This is a genomic window from Pseudomonas sp. FSL W7-0098, assembly GCF_005930585.1.
GTDB lineage: Bacteria > Pseudomonadota > Gammaproteobacteria > Pseudomonadales > Pseudomonadaceae > Aquipseudomonas > Aquipseudomonas bubulae.
This window is the reverse complement of the sequence record NZ_RXHW01000016.1, coordinates 29106-43357: the sequence shown is the minus strand read 5'-3', so window position 1 is coordinate 43357 and position 14252 is coordinate 29106. Positions and strand designations below refer to the sequence as shown.

At 62.3% G+C, this 14252-nt stretch carries 12 protein-coding genes; 11 read left to right on the top strand and 1 reads right to left on the bottom strand.

The window, feature by feature from the left end:
* The first annotated feature begins 3 nt into the window (after nucleotides 1-3).
* From FHL07_RS22790 to FHL07_RS22735, 11 genes are all read left to right on the top strand, one after another.
* Nucleotides 4-1062 (top strand): acyl-CoA dehydrogenase family protein, encoded by a 1059-nt coding sequence (locus FHL07_RS22790; RefSeq protein ID WP_095002412.1) that lies wholly within the window; start codon nucleotides 4-6, stop codon nucleotides 1060-1062.
* Nucleotides 1063-1065: 3 nt separating this feature from the next.
* Nucleotides 1066-2217, top strand: a complete 1152-nt coding sequence (locus FHL07_RS22785) for an acetyl-CoA C-acetyltransferase (protein ID WP_138738937.1) — start codon at nucleotides 1066-1068, stop codon at nucleotides 2215-2217.
* A 10-nt stretch (nucleotides 2218-2227) separates the two neighbouring features.
* Nucleotides 2228-3106: an SDR family oxidoreductase gene (locus FHL07_RS22780; RefSeq protein ID WP_095002414.1), complete on the top strand. Its 879-nt coding sequence runs from the start codon at nucleotides 2228-2230 to the stop codon at nucleotides 3104-3106.
* 88 nt (nucleotides 3107-3194) lie between these two features.
* Nucleotides 3195-3980 carry an SDR family oxidoreductase gene (locus tag FHL07_RS22775; RefSeq protein ID WP_088377109.1) on the top strand — a complete coding sequence of 262 codons (786 nt, stop codon included), beginning with the start codon at nucleotides 3195-3197 and terminating at the stop codon, nucleotides 3978-3980.
* A gap of 10 nt (nucleotides 3981-3990) precedes the next feature.
* On the top strand, nucleotides 3991-4461 hold the full coding sequence (locus FHL07_RS22770; protein ID WP_138738936.1) for a MaoC family dehydratase: 471 nt from the start codon (nucleotides 3991-3993) through the stop codon (nucleotides 4459-4461).
* 9 nt (nucleotides 4462-4470) lie between these two features.
* Nucleotides 4471-5679: an acetyl-CoA C-acyltransferase gene (locus FHL07_RS22765; protein WP_095002417.1), complete on the top strand. Its 1209-nt coding sequence runs from the start codon at nucleotides 4471-4473 to the stop codon at nucleotides 5677-5679.
* A 146-nt stretch (nucleotides 5680-5825) separates the two neighbouring features.
* Complete coding sequence (locus tag FHL07_RS22760) at nucleotides 5826-7922, top strand: putative bifunctional diguanylate cyclase/phosphodiesterase (protein ID WP_095002418.1); 2097 nt, start codon at nucleotides 5826-5828, stop codon at nucleotides 7920-7922.
* Between the two features lie 66 nt (nucleotides 7923-7988).
* Nucleotides 7989-8735 (top strand): SDR family oxidoreductase, encoded by a 747-nt coding sequence (locus FHL07_RS22755; protein WP_095002419.1) that lies wholly within the window; start codon nucleotides 7989-7991, stop codon nucleotides 8733-8735.
* A gap of 177 nt (nucleotides 8736-8912) precedes the next feature.
* The gene (locus FHL07_RS22745) at nucleotides 8913-9413 is read left to right on the top strand and encodes a sigma-70 family RNA polymerase sigma factor (protein ID WP_095002420.1); all 501 of its coding nucleotides are present in this window, start codon (nucleotides 8913-8915) and stop codon (nucleotides 9411-9413) included.
* The gene (locus FHL07_RS22740; protein WP_138738935.1) at nucleotides 9410-10387 is read left to right on the top strand and encodes a FecR family protein; all 978 of its coding nucleotides are present in this window, start codon (nucleotides 9410-9412) and stop codon (nucleotides 10385-10387) included. The genes FHL07_RS22745 and FHL07_RS22740 overlap by 4 nt, the downstream gene beginning before the upstream one ends.
* A 100-nt stretch (nucleotides 10388-10487) precedes the next feature.
* A complete protein-coding gene (locus FHL07_RS22735) occupies nucleotides 10488-12923 on the top strand; it encodes a TonB-dependent siderophore receptor (protein WP_138738934.1) in 2436 nt (811 codons plus the stop codon).
* Between the two features lie 29 nt (nucleotides 12924-12952).
* Here FHL07_RS22735 and FHL07_RS22730 read toward each other — a convergent pair whose 3' ends face one another.
* Entirely contained in the window at nucleotides 12953-14197 is a 1245-nt protein-coding gene (locus tag FHL07_RS22730; protein WP_095002423.1) for a D-mannose isomerase, read from the bottom strand.
* Between the last annotated feature and the right edge of the window lie 55 nt (nucleotides 14198-14252).

Sequence of the window (14252 nt, the reverse complement as noted above, 5' to 3'; positions counted from 1 at the left end):
GGCATGGACTTTACCTTTACCGAAGACCAGATCTCTTTTCGCGAGGCCATCAGCCGTTTTCTGATGACCGAAGCGGCCCCCGAAATGCTCCGTGAAATCTGGGAAACCGATGTCGGTCGCTCCCCGGATTTGCGTAACAAGATCGCCGAGCAGGGCCTGACCGCATTGTCGATCCCCGAAGCTTTCGGTGGCCTGGGCATGGACGATGTGGCCTGGGCCCTGATGACCCAGGAACTGGGTTACTACGCCATTCCTGATTCCCTGGGTGATACCGCTTATGTGGCCAGTGCGCTGATCGCCGGGCTGGATGACGGCGTAGCCCGTCGCGGCGAATGGCTGGAACGCATTGCCGACGGCAGTTTGCGGGTGGCCATCGGGCACCCGGTCAATCCGCTGGTGGCCGATGCCGCCCACGCTGACTTGCTGCTGCTGGCCCATGGCGATGAAGTCCACGCCGTGCCGCGTAGCCAGGTGGATGTGCAAAATCACGCCAGTATCGATGCCTCTCGGCGCCTGGCGCAGGTCAGTTGGCAACCCGGCGCAGCCACCCTGGTGGCGCAGGGCGAACAGGGCCGCCAGCTGTGGGCGCAAACCCTTGATCGTGGCGCGCTGTCGGTGGCCGGGCAGTTGCTCGGGCTGGCTCAGCGCATGCTGGATTTATCGGTGGACTACGCCGCGCAGCGCAAACAATTCGGTAAGCCCATCGGCAGTTTTCAGGCAGTCAAGCATCATCTGGCCGACGTGGCTACTGCGCTGGAGTTCGCCAAACCGGTGCTGTACCGCGCCGCATACGCCCTGGCACACAATGAACCGAATGCCGCCGTGTGGGTGTCCCAGGCGCGCCTGGCCAGTTGCGAAGCCAGCTGGCTGGCGGCCCGCCACGGCATCCAGGTGCATGGGGCGATGGGTTACACCTGGGAAGTCGACCTGCAAATGTTCATGAAGCGCGCCTGGGCACTGGACAGTGCCTGGGGCGACCGTGCGCTGCACAAGGCCCGTGTGGCCGAATATGTATTGAGTGGCGCGGCGCCTCTGGGCTGCGGTCACACCTTCGAGGATTGACCGATGCCTGAAGCCTATATTGTTGATGCATTGCGCAGCCCCACCGGCAAACGCAAGGGCGGCCTGGCCCACGTCCATGCCATCGACCTCGGCGCCCATGTGCTCAAAGCACTGGTGGAGCGCAACGCAATTCCGGCCGACGAATATGACGACGTGATTTTTGGGTGTGTCGACACCATCGGCTCCCAGGCCGGTGATATCGCCCGCACCAGCTGGCTGGCCGCCGGTTTGCCGCTGAACGTGCCGGGCACCACCATCGATCGCCAGTGCGGTTCGTCACAACAGGCGCTGCACTTCGCCGCGCAGGCGGTGATGAGTGGCACCCAGGATGTGATTGCCGTGGGTGGTGTGCAAACCATGACCCAGATCCCTATTTCCTCGGCGATGTTGGCCGGGCAGCCACTGGGCTTTGCCGACCCGTTCTCCGGCAGCAAGGGCTGGCAAGCGCGCTTTGGCAAACAGCCGGTCAACCAGTTCTACGCTGCCCAGCGTATCGCCGACCACTGGAACATCAGCCGCCAGGACATGGAAGCCTATGCCCTGGAGAGCCATCGCCGGGCGCTGGCCGCCATGGCCGCCGGCCGTTTCGTCAACGAAATCGTGCCCTGCGAAGGGGTATGGGACGATGAAACACCGCGCCAAACCAGCCTGGCCAAAATGGCCGAACTGGAGCCGGTGTTTGCCGAGTTTGCGTCGATCACCGCTGCGGTATCCAGCCAGACCTGCGATGCCTCGGCTGCCTTGCTGGTGGTCTCCGAGGCGGCGCTCAAACGCTACAACCTCACCCCTCGGGCACGGATCCATCACCTGTCGGTGCTGGGCGACGACCCGATCTGGCACCTCAGGGCCCCGATTGCCGCTACCCGTGCCGCACTGAAAAAGGCTGGCATGGGCATGCAGGACATTGACCTTGTTGAAATCAACGAAGCCTTCGCCTCGGTGGTGATGGCCTGGGCCAAGGAGCTGGATTTCGACCCGGCCAGGACCAACGCCAACGGCGGTGCAATTGCTCTCGGCCATCCGTTGGGGGCAAGCGGTGCACGGTTGATGACCGGCCTGCTCAACCAGCTTGAGCAAAGCGGTGGCCGCTACGGTTTGCAGACCATGTGCGAAGGCGGCGGTCAAGCCAACGTGACGATTATTGAACGCCTCTAGGAGCAACGACATGGCAATTTGTGCAGAACGTACCGTCATCATTACCGGCGCGGGCGGCGGTTTGGGCCGCGCTTACGCGCTGGCGTTCGCCGGGGAGGGCGCCAATGTGGTGGTCAACGATATTCGTCGCGAAGCCGCCGAAGAGGTCGTGGCAGAAATCCTCCAGGCCGGTGGGCAGGCCATTGCCAATGCCGATGACATCACCACCCTGGCCACGGCACAGCACATCGTCGACGCCGCCCTGGCCGCGTTTGGCGAAGTGCATGTGCTGGTCAACAACGCCGGAATCCTGCGTGACCGCATGTTTATCAGCCTCGCTGAAGAGGACTGGGATGCGGTCATGCGTGTGCATCTCAAGGGGCATTTTTGCCTGGCCAATATCCTCGGCAAGCGCTGGCGCGACCTGGCCAAGGCCGGCCAGCCGGTGGCGGCACGGATCATCAACACCAGTTCCGGCGCGGGCCTGCAGGGGTCGGTGGGGCAGTCCAACTACAGCGCAGCCAAAGGCGGGATTGCCGCGCTGACCCTGGTGCAGGCAGCCGAGCTGGGGCGCTACGGCGTGACGGCCAATGCCCTGGCGCCGGCGGCGCGGACCTCGATGACCGAAAGCGCGATGCCGGACATGGTGAAAAAACCTGAAGACGGTGGCTTTGATTCATGGGCACCGGAAAACGTCGCGCCGCTGGTGGTATGGCTGGGCAGCGAACTGTCGGGGGATGTTACCGGGCAGATCATCGAAAGCCAGGGTGGGCGATTGTCCCTGGGCGATGGCTGGCGCACCGGGGTGACCCGCGACAAGGGCGCGCAATGGCAACCCGAAGAAGTGGGGGTTGCCCTGGGCCAGATTCTGGCCGAAGCGCCTGCACCGCAGCGGGTGTGGGGTAGCTGATACCGCTGGCCCTCACCCCAACCCCTCCCTTTGGAAGAGGGCCAGGGTGAGGGGCTTTTGATTTGCCGCTTAACAAGAGAATTCAACCATGAGACAAGCACCTCCCTATGTCCCCGGCCACCAGTTACTGGCTGGCAAGTCGATTTTGATCACTGCCGCAGCCGGCGCCGGTATCGGTTATGCCGCGGCCAAACGCTGCGCGGAAGAGGGCTGTCGCGCCCTGATGATTTCCGATATCCACCCGCGTCGTCTCGAAGAGGCAGTCGAGCGGCTCAAGGCCGAAACCGGCTTGCAGGCGGTCTACGGGCAGCTGTGCAACGTCACCGTCGAAGCCGACGTGCAAGCCCTGGTCGCCGCCGCTGAGGAGGCGCTGGGCGGTGTCGATGTGCTGATCAACAACGCCGGGCTTGGCGGTCAGGTACGCCTGACCGAAATGACCGATGAGCAGTGGTCGTCGGTACTGGATATCACCCTGACCGGCACCATGCGCATGACTCGCGCCATGCTCCCGCATATGGAGCGCCGTGGCGCCGGAGCCATCGTCAACAACGCCTCGGTATTGGGCTGGCGCGCGCAAAAGGAGCAGGCCCATTACGCTGCGGCCAAGGCCGGAGTCATGGCCCTGACCCGCTGCAGCGCCCTGGAAGCCGCCGAAAACGGCGTGCGGATCAACGCTGTGGCGCCGTCGATCGCCCTGCACGACTTTCTGAAAAAAGCCGCCAGCAGCGAATTGCTCGACCAGCTCACCAGCCGCGAAGCCTTTGGCCGCGCCGCCGAAGTGTGGGAAGTGGCCAATGTCATGGTGTTTCTGGCCAGTGACTATGCCTCGTACATGGTCGGCGAAGTGCTGCCCGTCAGCTCGCAACAAGCGTGAGGAACAGAGCATGAGCACAGTTTTCAGCAGCACCGGGCAGTTGCTGGCGGCCGAGGGCATGGATCTGGGGCGCACAGACTGGCTGCTGCTGACCCAGGAACGGATCAACCTGTTTGCCGAAGCCACGGGCGATCACCAGTGGATCCATGTCGACCCTCAGCGCGCCGCCACCGGGCCATTTGGCGCCTGCATCGCCCATGGTTACCTGACCCTGGCCCTGGCCAATCTGTTTATGCCGCAACTGATGCAGTTCGAGAACCTGGCCATGGGCGTCAACTACGGCAGTGACCGGCTGCGCTTCCCTGCGCCGGTCAAGGTCGGTTCGCGGATTCGCGGCCATGGCCAGTTGGTGCGGGTCGAGATGCAGGGCCAGGCCGTGCAGGCTGTAGTGCGCATGAGCGTCGAAATCGAGGGCAGCGAACGCCCCGGCTGCGTGGTGGACACCATCAGCCGCTACACCTTCAACCCCCTTGAACTGTGAGCCTTGAACATGAATTTGAATGACGTTGTGATCGTATCCACCGCCCGCACTGCCTTGACCAAATCCTTTCGTGGCTCGTTCAACGATACCGAGGCGCCTGTGCTGGGCGGTCACGTGGTGCGTGCCGTGGTCGAGCGCGCGGGTATCGAGCCGGGTTCGGTGGAAGACGTGATCATGGGTGCCGCCGCCCAGCAGGGCACTCAGAGTTACAACATCGGCCGCCTGTGTGCGTACACCGGCGGTTTGCCCGATACTGTGCCGGGCATGGCGCTCGATCGCATGTGCGCCTCGGGCCTGATGAGTATCGGCGTGGCGGCCAATGGCATCATGACCGGCGAAATGAAGATTGCCGTGGCCGGTGGCGTGGAGTCATTGTCGCTGACCCAGAACAAGTACAAAAACACCTACCGCGCCCAGTCCGAGGCCGTGCTTGAGTGCATGCCGACGGCTTATATTCCGATGCTCGAAACCGCGGAAATCGTGTCGCGGCGCTACAACATCAGCCGCGAGGTACAGGATCAGTATGCGTTGCAGAGCCAGCAACGTACTGCCGCCGCCCAGGCTGAGGGCCTGTTTGCCGATGAGATCGTGCCCTTGGCGGCGCGCAAGCTGTGCTTTGACAAGGAAGGCAAGCCCGCCGGTCATCAGGACGTGATCGCGGACCGTGACGAGTGCAACCGTCCCTCCACCACCCTTGAAGACCTGTCGACCCTCAAACCGGTGTGGAAAGACGGCAAGTGGATTGAACAGGGTGAGTTCATCACGGCAGGCAACGCCTCGCAGTTTTCCGATGGGGCCGCTGCGGTATTGCTGATGAGCCGTGCCGAAGCCAGGCAGCGCGGTATCGAAGCGCTGGGCGTGTATCGCGGGATTGCCGTGAGTGGTTGTGCACCGGAGGAAATGGGCATTGGTCCGGTGTATGCGATTCCCAAGTTGCTCAAGCGTTTTGGCCTGACCGTTGCGGATATTGACCTCTGGGAGATCAACGAAGCGTTCGCCTGTCAGGTGGTGCATTGCCGTGACTTTCTGCAGATCCCCAATGACCGCCTGAACGTCAATGGCGGGGCGATAGCCATTGGTCATCCGTTCGGCATGTCGGGTGCACGGATGGTGGGTCACAGCCTGCTCGAAGGTCGCCGCCGTGGTGCGCGGTTTGTCGTGGTTGCCATGTGCATTGGCGGCGGTATGGGGGCGGCGGGGTTGTTTGAGCTGAGCTGAAGGCAGGGGGACAGTTTCTTTGTGGGAGCGGGCATGGAGCTTAAGGATTTAGTCGCGCGGATAGGTGCGTAAATGCAGGGAAGCAGTACAATTGCGCTTCTTTACCGGGCATGGACGCTGTTCGGCATCTGTTCACGAGTAGGCCCATGGTTTCCGCTAGTTACTCCCCCGCGCTGGTCCTGATTTCCCTGTGTGTGGCCATTCTGGCCTCTTATACCGCCCTTGACCTGAGTGGTCGCATCGCCACGGCGCGCGGCCGTACCCAGTACCTGTGGATTGCCGGCGGTGCACTGGCAATGGGCTTTGGCGTGTGGTCGATGCACTTTATCGGCATGCTCGCGTTGCAGTTGCCACTGGCGCTGGGCTACGACCTGGGGCTGACTCTGTGGTCATTGCTGGTTGCCATCCTGTCTTCGGGCTTTGCCTTGTGGCTGGTCAGCCAGCCGCGTTTGCCGGCGCTGCAGTTGTTGTTCGGCGCCCTGATCATGGGCGCGGGCATCAGCGCCATGCACTACAGCGGCATGGCCGCGTTGCGCATGCAACCGGGCATCGATTACGACCCGGCACTGTTTGGCCTGTCGCTGGTGATTGCGGTGGGGGCCTCGGCGGCCGCGTTGTCGATCGCGTTTCGTCTGCGCCGGCAAACCCCTTACGTGCGGCTGATGCGCGGTGGTGCTGCGGTAATCATGGGGCTGGCCATTGTCGGCATGCATTACACCGGTATGGCTGCGGCGAATTTTCCCATCGGCAGTTTTTGCGGTGCCGCCATCGACGGTCTGAGCGGTAACGGCCTGGACAATCTGGTACTGGTGTCCAGCCTGGCGGTATTGGTCATCGCCTTGCTGACCTCTATTTTTGATGCCCGCCTCGATGCCCGTACAGCTGCGCTGGCGGACTCCCTGACCCTGGCCAACGAAGAGCTGACCCAACTGGCGCTGCACGACACCCTGACCGGGTTGCCCAACCGCATCCTGCTGGCTGACCGTATCGGTCAGGCGATGAGCAAGGTGGCGGAGCAGGGCGGCTGCTTCTCGCTGATGTTTATCGACCTCGATGGCTTCAAGCCGGTCAACGATGCCTTTGGTCATCATCTGGGCGACCGTTTGCTGCGGGAAGTTGCCCTGCGCCTGCGCGAGCAGTTGCGCAGCCAGGACACCCTGGCGCGTATTGGCGGCGACGAATTTGTGCTGCTGGTGCGTCTGCTGGAGCCTGATGACGCACCGCAAGTGGCAGCGCGGCAGGTGGGTCTGTTGTCCAGGGCGTTTCGGGTCGATGAGCATGAGCTGCTGATCTCCGCCAGTGTCGGTATCGCCCTGTACCCCGGCAATGGCCTGACCGCCGAAGAGCTGCTGATGAACGCCGATGCGGCGATGTATCACGCCAAGGGCGCGGGCAAAAATGGCTACAGCTTTTTCGACGCGTCGATGAACACCAATGCCCGCAAGCAATTGCAGCTGCTGCAGGACTTGCGTCAGGCCCTGGAGCTGCAGCAGTTTCGCCTGCACTACCAGCCCAAGTTCGATGCCAGCAACAGCCGGCCGGTGGGGGCCGAAGCGCTGTTGCGCTGGGAGCATCCGCAGCAAGGGTTGCTGCTGCCGGAAAATTTTATCGACCTGGCGGAAAAAACCGGCCTGATCATCCCCATTGGTGACTGGGTGCTCAATGAAGCCTGCCGCCAGATGCGCATCTGGTTCGATCAGGGCTATAGCCACTGGCGCATTGCGGTCAACCTGTCGGCATTGCAGTTCTGCTATTCAGGGCTGGTTGACAGCGTGGTCGCGGCGCTCGAGCGTCATCGGTTACCGGCCAACAGCCTGACCCTGGAAATCACCGAAACCACCGCCATGAGCGATGCCGATGCGAGCATGGTGGTGTTGCAGCGGTTGTCGCAAATGGGCGTGGACCTGTCCATCGATGACTTTGGCACTGGCTATTCCAGCCTGATGTACCTCAAACGCCTGCCCGCCAATGAACTGAAAATCGACCGCGGTTTTGTGCGCGACCTGGAGCACGACAGCGACGATGCGGCGATTGTCTCGGCCATTGTCGCGCTGGGCCAGGCCCTGGGTTTGCGTATCGTCGCCGAAGGGGTGGAGACCGATACCCAGCAAAGTTTTTTAACCACGCTTGGCTGTGATGCCCTGCAAGGTTTTCTGCTGGGCGAGCCGCTGCCGGCGGAGCAATTCATGGCCGATATCCAAGGTGCCGAACCCGCCGGGCCGGGCAACAAAACAGCGACCTGACAAAACCGGGCCTTCGCGGTTATTCTGACAGCCAGATTTGGATCGGTGTAAGGGGAACACGTATTTATGGATAAAGTCATCGTGATCACCGGCGGCAGCCGCGGCATAGGCGCTGCCACGGCCTTGCTGGCTGCAAAGCAGGGTTATCGGATCTGCATCAACTACCTGACCGATGATGCTGCGGCCCATGAGGTGCTGGCGCAGGTTCGCGCCATGGGCGCCAAGGCCATTGCCGTGCGTGCCGATGTCAGCGACGAAGAGGAAATCATTCGCCTGTTTCTCGAAGTTGACGAACAGTTGGGGCCTGTTACCGCGCTGGTCAACAACGCCGGCACCGTGGGGCTCAAATCGCGGGTCGACGAGCTGACCGACCTGCGCATCATGCACACCCTGAAAACCAATGTGCTGGGGCCCATTCTGTGTGCCAAGCATGCCGTGCTGCGCATGTCGCCACGTTACGGCGGGCAGGGCGGTAATATCGTCAACGTGTCGTCGGTGGCGGCCCGCCTGGGTTCGCCCGGTGAATACGTCGATTACGCCGCCTCCAAGGGCGCGCTAGACACTTTCACCCTGGGGCTGTCCAAGGAACTGGCGGGCGAGGGGATCCGGGTCAACGCGGTGCGGCCGGGCTATATCTTCACCGATTTTCACGCCTTGAGCGGCGATCCGGGCCGGGTCAGCAAGCTTGAACCTATCATCCCCATGGGGCGTGGCGGGCGGCCGGAAGAAGTGGCCGAAGCCATTGTTTGGCTGCTGTCGGACAAGGCGTCGTATACCACCGGCACCTTTCTCGACCTGGGCGGCGGGCGCTGAAGGTCGTGCTTTTGTGGGAGCGGGCTTGCTCGCGATGGCATCAGCGCGGTCAGGCTGAGTAACCGCGCCGCCTGCATCGCGGGCAAGCCCGCTCCCACATGGCTTGCATTTATGCTTGATCCGACGATAATGCGACTTATTGCTATTTAAGTATGGTTATCTATCGTGTCGAGTCCTGTGGATCCCCAAAGGCTGCTGGCCAGTCTATATCACGACAATCACGCGTGGCTGCGCGGCTGGTTGTCGCGACAGGTACGATGCCCGCAGGATGCGGCCGATCTGGCCCAGGACACATTTTTGCGCGCTTGGGATGCCCGCCAACTGGAACGTATCCAGGAGCCTCGGGCTTACCTGAGTACCGTTGCCCGGCGCTTGCTCTGCTCACTGTGGCGGCGGCGCAAGCTTGAGCAAGCCTATCTCGACCAACTGGCCGAGCTGCCTCTGGCCTACGCACCTTCTGCAGAAGACATTGCCCTGGTCCGTGAGGCGATCGAAGCCATTGATTGCCTGCTCGAAGGTTTGCCATCGCGGGTCAAGCGCGCCTTTTTGCTCAATCGTCTTGAAGGTATGCCCCAGCAGGCCATTGCCGAGCAACTGGGCGTATCCCTGGCCACCGTTGAGCGCGACTTGCGCCGCGCTTTTGTTCATTGCCTGTCGCAAACGGCGGAGAGCCCATGAGTACAGCCAAGGTTGACCCGACCACCCGTGCCGCCATTGACTGGATGCTGCGCCTCGAGTCCGGCCAGGCCTGCCCGTCGGAGCGTCAGGTGTTCAAGGCGTGGCTGGCCGAAAACCCGGCACATCTGGCTGCGTGGCAGCGGGTCGCCGGGGTGCTCAAGGCTCCCGTAGCCGATCTGCAATCGGTTGAGCGGCGCAGCCCGGGGCAATTGCAGGCGGTACGTCGGGCGCTGCTGGCCGGTACATCGCCATCGGGCAAAAAGACCCTGCAAGGCGGCCTGCTGCTGTTGGTGCTCGGCCTGGGTGCCGCGGGTCTGGTGGATCGCGTGACGCCCCTGACGGGGTTGACGGCCGATTACCAGACGGCCACCGGCGAGCGCAAAACCGTCGAACTGGCCGATGGCAGCCTGCTCACCCTCAACGCCCGCAGCGCGGTGGATATCGACTTCAATGGCGATCAGCGCCGGGTGCACCTGCGTGAAGGCGAGTTGCAGGTGGATGTGGCAGCCGACGCCCAGCGTCCTTTTGTGGTGAGCACTGCCCAGGGCCAGGTGCAAGCCCTTGGCACGCGCTTTATGGTGCGCCAGGGCAGCACTGAAAGCCTGGCCAGCGTGCAACAGCACAGCGTGCAGTTGCACACCCTGGGCGGTCAGCAACTCCACCTCGAAACCGGTCGGGCGGCGTCATTTACCGCCACCCGGATAAACCCGCAAACCCCGACATCCCGTAGCCAGCCCGACTGGCTCGCGGGCCGGGTCGAGCTGCACGACGAACCTCTGTCAGCCCTGGTCGAGGCGCTGCGGCCCTACCAGACCGGCATGCTGCGTATCAGCCCGGAAGCCGCGCGGGTGCGGGTATTCGGTGTATTCCCGCTGGACAACACCGCACACACCCTGAATACGCTGGCGCAAACCTTGCCGATCAAGATCACGCGCTATGGGCCGTGGCTGACCCTGATCGATGTGCGCCAGTAAAAACCAATGAATGCGAATTAATTGCAGATAAGGTGAGGGGAAAGGCTTTCTCGTTGGTCAAGGTTACAACTGCCTACCTTGCAACGAGAAAGGATGCCCCATGCCGTACGCCCATCCCAAAACCTGCCTGCTGGCGCTGGCCATCACCCTGAGCATTGGCGGTTACCCGCTGAGCGCGGTGGCCGAAACCCTGTCTGGCGAGCAAAATGCCACGCGTTTTTTTGACTTGCCTGCCGCGCCCCTGGGCGTGACCCTGAGCCGCATTGCCCGCGACAGCAACCTGACCCTGTCGGTGGCTCCGGCCTTGTTGCAGGGTAAAACCTCCGCGCCGGTCAATGGCATGTACACCCCGCAACAGGCCGCCGAACGCGCGCTGGCGGGCAGCGGGCTGGGCCTGGGGTTGACCGGTAGCGGTGCCTTGAGTGTCTACCCCAATGCCGGTGACGGGGTACTGAATCTGGGCGCAACCAACGTGTCTGCGCGTCTGGGTGAGGATGGTCGTGGCCATGTTGACGGCTTTGTCGCCACCCGTTCGGCCACCGCCACCAAGACCGACACACCGATCCTCGAGATTCCGCAAACCATCAACGTGGTCACTGCTGATCAGGTTGAAGTGCAGGGCGCCCACGATCTGACCCAGGCCCTGCGCTACACCCCGGGGCTCAGCACCAACGGCTATACCGACCGCAACACCATTGCCGATGAAATCACCAGCCGCGGTTTTGCCCCGACCCTGCTCTACCTTGATGGCGCCTATCTGCCTTCGGCGGGCAGCCTGGGCGGCACCCCGCAGATCGACCCCTACACCCTGGAGCGTATCGAAGTGCTCAAGGGGCCGTCCTCCGTTCTGTACGGGCAAAACCAGCCGGGGGGCATGATCAATATGGTGGCCAAGCGCCCGAGCACCGAGGCCAGGCATCAAATCAAGGTCGGCACCGGCAGCTTTGACCGTTACAACCTGGCCTTCGATACCACCGGCCCGCTGGATGAAGGCAAAACCCTGAGCTATCGGCTGATCGGCGTCGGCAACACCGGCAGCGAGCAAATCGACTACACGGAAGATTCCCGCATGCTGCTGGCGCCCAGTCTCACCTGGGCGCCGGATGACCGCAATGAACTGACGGTCTACGCGCAAGTGCAACGGGACGATGCCCTGGCCGACTACCAGTCCTTGCCGGCCGTGGGCAGTCTGTACCGCAACTCCCAAGGCAACAAGATAGATCGAGACTTCTTCTCGGGCGACTCGAAATGGAACGACTACAAGCGCGATCAATATGTGCTCGGCTACCAGTTTTCCCATGCCTTCAACGAGGTCATGACCTATCGCCAGAGCCTGAGCTACATCGACGTCAATGACCGTTACAAGGGCTTTTACCTGAACCGTTTCGTCACCGCCCCGGACGGCGCCACCGATACCCATGCCAGCCGCACCAAGCTCGACTGGCGCCAGCAAAACAGCTCTTATACTTTCGACAACCACCTGCAAAGTGACTTCACCACCGGGCCTGTGCAGCACACCCTGCTGGTGGGGCTCGACTACCGTGACTTCACCCGCAAGTTCCAGGGCTACAACCTGTCCGGCAGCGAGGTGATTGACCTCTACAACCCCACCAACTACCGCACCACGGGTGTGCCGACCCTGACTACCAAATGGGATAACAGGGTCAAGCAGACCGGTTTTTATGTGCAGGACCAGATCAAACTGAACAACTTTATCCTGACCATTGGCGGTCGCCAGGATTGGGCCAAGGTCGACAACAATGACTTGCTGGCCAACTCCCACGAGATCCAGAGCGATAGCAAGTTCACCGGGCGTGTGGGCCTGACCTATGTCACTTCGTTTGGTCTGGCGCCGTATATCAGTTACACCGAATCCTTTCTGCCTTCCGTGGGCACTGCGGCACCGGCCCGAGGTGGCAAGGCGTTCGTGCCCATGACGGGCAAGCAATATGAAGTGGGGGTCAAATACCAGCCCGATGAGAGCACTTTGCTCAGCGCCTCGGTATTTGAAATCACCCAGCAAAACGTCCTGACCGGTGACTTGCAGTACCAGGAGTATCAAATCCAGGAAGGCGAGGTCCGGTCGCGGGGGATCGAACTTGAAGGCAAAAGCAGTTTCAGCAACATCGACCTGATCGCCTCGCTGTCGTATCTGGACGTGTTCTACACCAAGTCCAACTATGGCAATGAAGGCAACCGCAGCGAGGCACAGGCACCCTGGGCAGCCAGCGTGTGGGCCGACTACCACTTCACCGGACAGGCCCTGGCGGGCGTGACCCTGGGCGGCGGTGCACGTTATACCGGGAAAAACTTCGGCGACTCGGACAACACTTTCAAGACGCCGTCGTTTGTGGTGTATGACGCAACGCTCAGCTATGACCTGGCGGCCCTGGATGCGAGCTTCAAGGGTGTCAGTACCCGGCTGAACGTGCAGAACCTGTTTGATCGAGAGTACGTATCTTCGTGCAACTACAGCTTTGGCTGCTACTACGGCCAGCAGCGCACGGCGTCGCTGGAGGTTAAATACGATTGGTGAGGGAGCGCTCTGCACGGGGGCGGGATTGCTCAGCGCCGCAGCTTGAGCGCGCTGGCCAGGCTGATAGCCAACGGCAAACGGGGCAGCAGCGTGGCCTGGTAAGCATGGTAAAGGTCCGGCTTGCCCGGCCAGATGTTTTGCGAAGGCAGGTTGTCGATCCCCAGTTCGTGATGCCAGCTGCCGTTCTGGCGGTCGATCATGTACAGGTCGATATAGTCCCAGAACTGTTGATACCAGACTTCGTATTCATGCTCACCGCTGCGTTGCAACAACGCCGCCGCAGCTGCCGAGGCTTCGGCCAGGGTCCAGTGCAGACGCTCACGCACCAGCGGCTGGTGGTTCCAGTCCACGGTGTAGACGATTCCGCAGTCACCATCGACGTTCCAGCCGAACTGGCATGCACTGGCGAATAACCGCCGCGCGTCTTCCAGCAGCCATTCGGGCGCCGCCAGGCCGCGTTGCTTGCGGGCCGCCTCGAGGTGCAACAGCAGGCGCGCCCATTCGAAGGCGTGGCCGGGCGTTTTGCCGAACGGGCGAAAACCGTCTGCCGGGTTGTCCCGGTTGTAATCGGGCAATGGCTGCCACTGGCTGTCGAAATGCTCCACGGGCAGGTAGCCGGATTGCGCTGCATGCTGGTGAACAAGCTTTTCGGCAATCGACAGGGCGCGATCGAGCCACAGGTCTTCATCGAGGACATCGGCCAGGGCCAGAAAAGCTTCGACACCGTGCATATTGCTGTTGGCTCCGCGATAGGCCTCGCAGTCACTCCAGTCGCCAGCAAAGCTTTCCAGCAGGGCGCCTTCTGCCTCGGACCAGAAATTGCCTTCAAGAATGGCCACCGCATCGCCCAGCAACTCGGCCGCACCACCGCGCCCGGCCACCGCTGCAGAGCTGGCGGCCAGCGCGACAAAGGCATGCAGATAGGCCGCTTTGCGCGTGTTGCCGTCCTGCGCGCCGGGGCGGGCAAACCAGCCGCCATGCACGGCATCACGCAGCGGCCCGGCCAGTGCGGCCAGGCCGTGGTCGATCAGCGGCGCGCAACCGGGCAGGCCTTGAATATGGGCCAGGGCAAAACTGTGCACCATGCGTGCGGTGGTGATGGTGTCTGCCGGGGCGTTGTCCGGGCGGCGACCAAACGGGTCGAGCGCGGCGAAGCCGCAGGGCACGCGGGCGGCCTTGGCGAAATCCACCAGCGCCTGGCCCTGATCGCGCAGCCACTGTTGATGGGTCGGCGATGTCAGCCAGCTTTCGTTGGCCCGGGTTAGGTCGGTCATGTGCCACCTGTATTGTTTTTATGGGTGATTCAACGCTCGCAGACTAAGGGATATG

What these genes read in the sequence shown, in the direction of transcription:
- FHL07_RS22790 (WP_095002412.1), top strand. Translation starts at nt 4, where the DNA reads ATGGACTTTACCTTTACCGAAGACCAGATCTCTTTTCGCGAGGCCATC.
- FHL07_RS22785 (WP_138738937.1), top strand. Translation starts at nt 1,066, where the DNA reads ATGCCTGAAGCCTATATTGTTGATGCATTGCGCAGCCCCACCGGCAAA.
- FHL07_RS22780 (WP_095002414.1), top strand. Translation starts at nt 2,228, where the DNA reads ATGGCAATTTGTGCAGAACGTACCGTCATCATTACCGGCGCGGGCGGC.
- FHL07_RS22775 (WP_088377109.1), top strand. Translation starts at nt 3,195, where the DNA reads ATGAGACAAGCACCTCCCTATGTCCCCGGCCACCAGTTACTGGCTGGC.
- FHL07_RS22770 (WP_138738936.1), top strand. Translation starts at nt 3,991, where the DNA reads ATGAGCACAGTTTTCAGCAGCACCGGGCAGTTGCTGGCGGCCGAGGGC.
- FHL07_RS22765 (WP_095002417.1), top strand. Translation starts at nt 4,471, where the DNA reads ATGAATTTGAATGACGTTGTGATCGTATCCACCGCCCGCACTGCCTTG.
- FHL07_RS22760 (WP_095002418.1), top strand. Translation starts at nt 5,826, where the DNA reads ATGGTTTCCGCTAGTTACTCCCCCGCGCTGGTCCTGATTTCCCTGTGT.
- FHL07_RS22755 (WP_095002419.1), top strand. Translation starts at nt 7,989, where the DNA reads ATGGATAAAGTCATCGTGATCACCGGCGGCAGCCGCGGCATAGGCGCT.
- FHL07_RS22740 (WP_138738935.1), top strand. Translation starts at nt 9,410, where the DNA reads ATGAGTACAGCCAAGGTTGACCCGACCACCCGTGCCGCCATTGACTGG.
- FHL07_RS22735 (WP_138738934.1), top strand. Translation starts at nt 10,488, where the DNA reads ATGCCGTACGCCCATCCCAAAACCTGCCTGCTGGCGCTGGCCATCACC.
- FHL07_RS22730 (WP_095002423.1), bottom strand. Translation starts at nt 14,197, where the DNA reads ATGACCGACCTAACCCGGGCCAACGAAAGCTGGCTGACATCGCCGACC.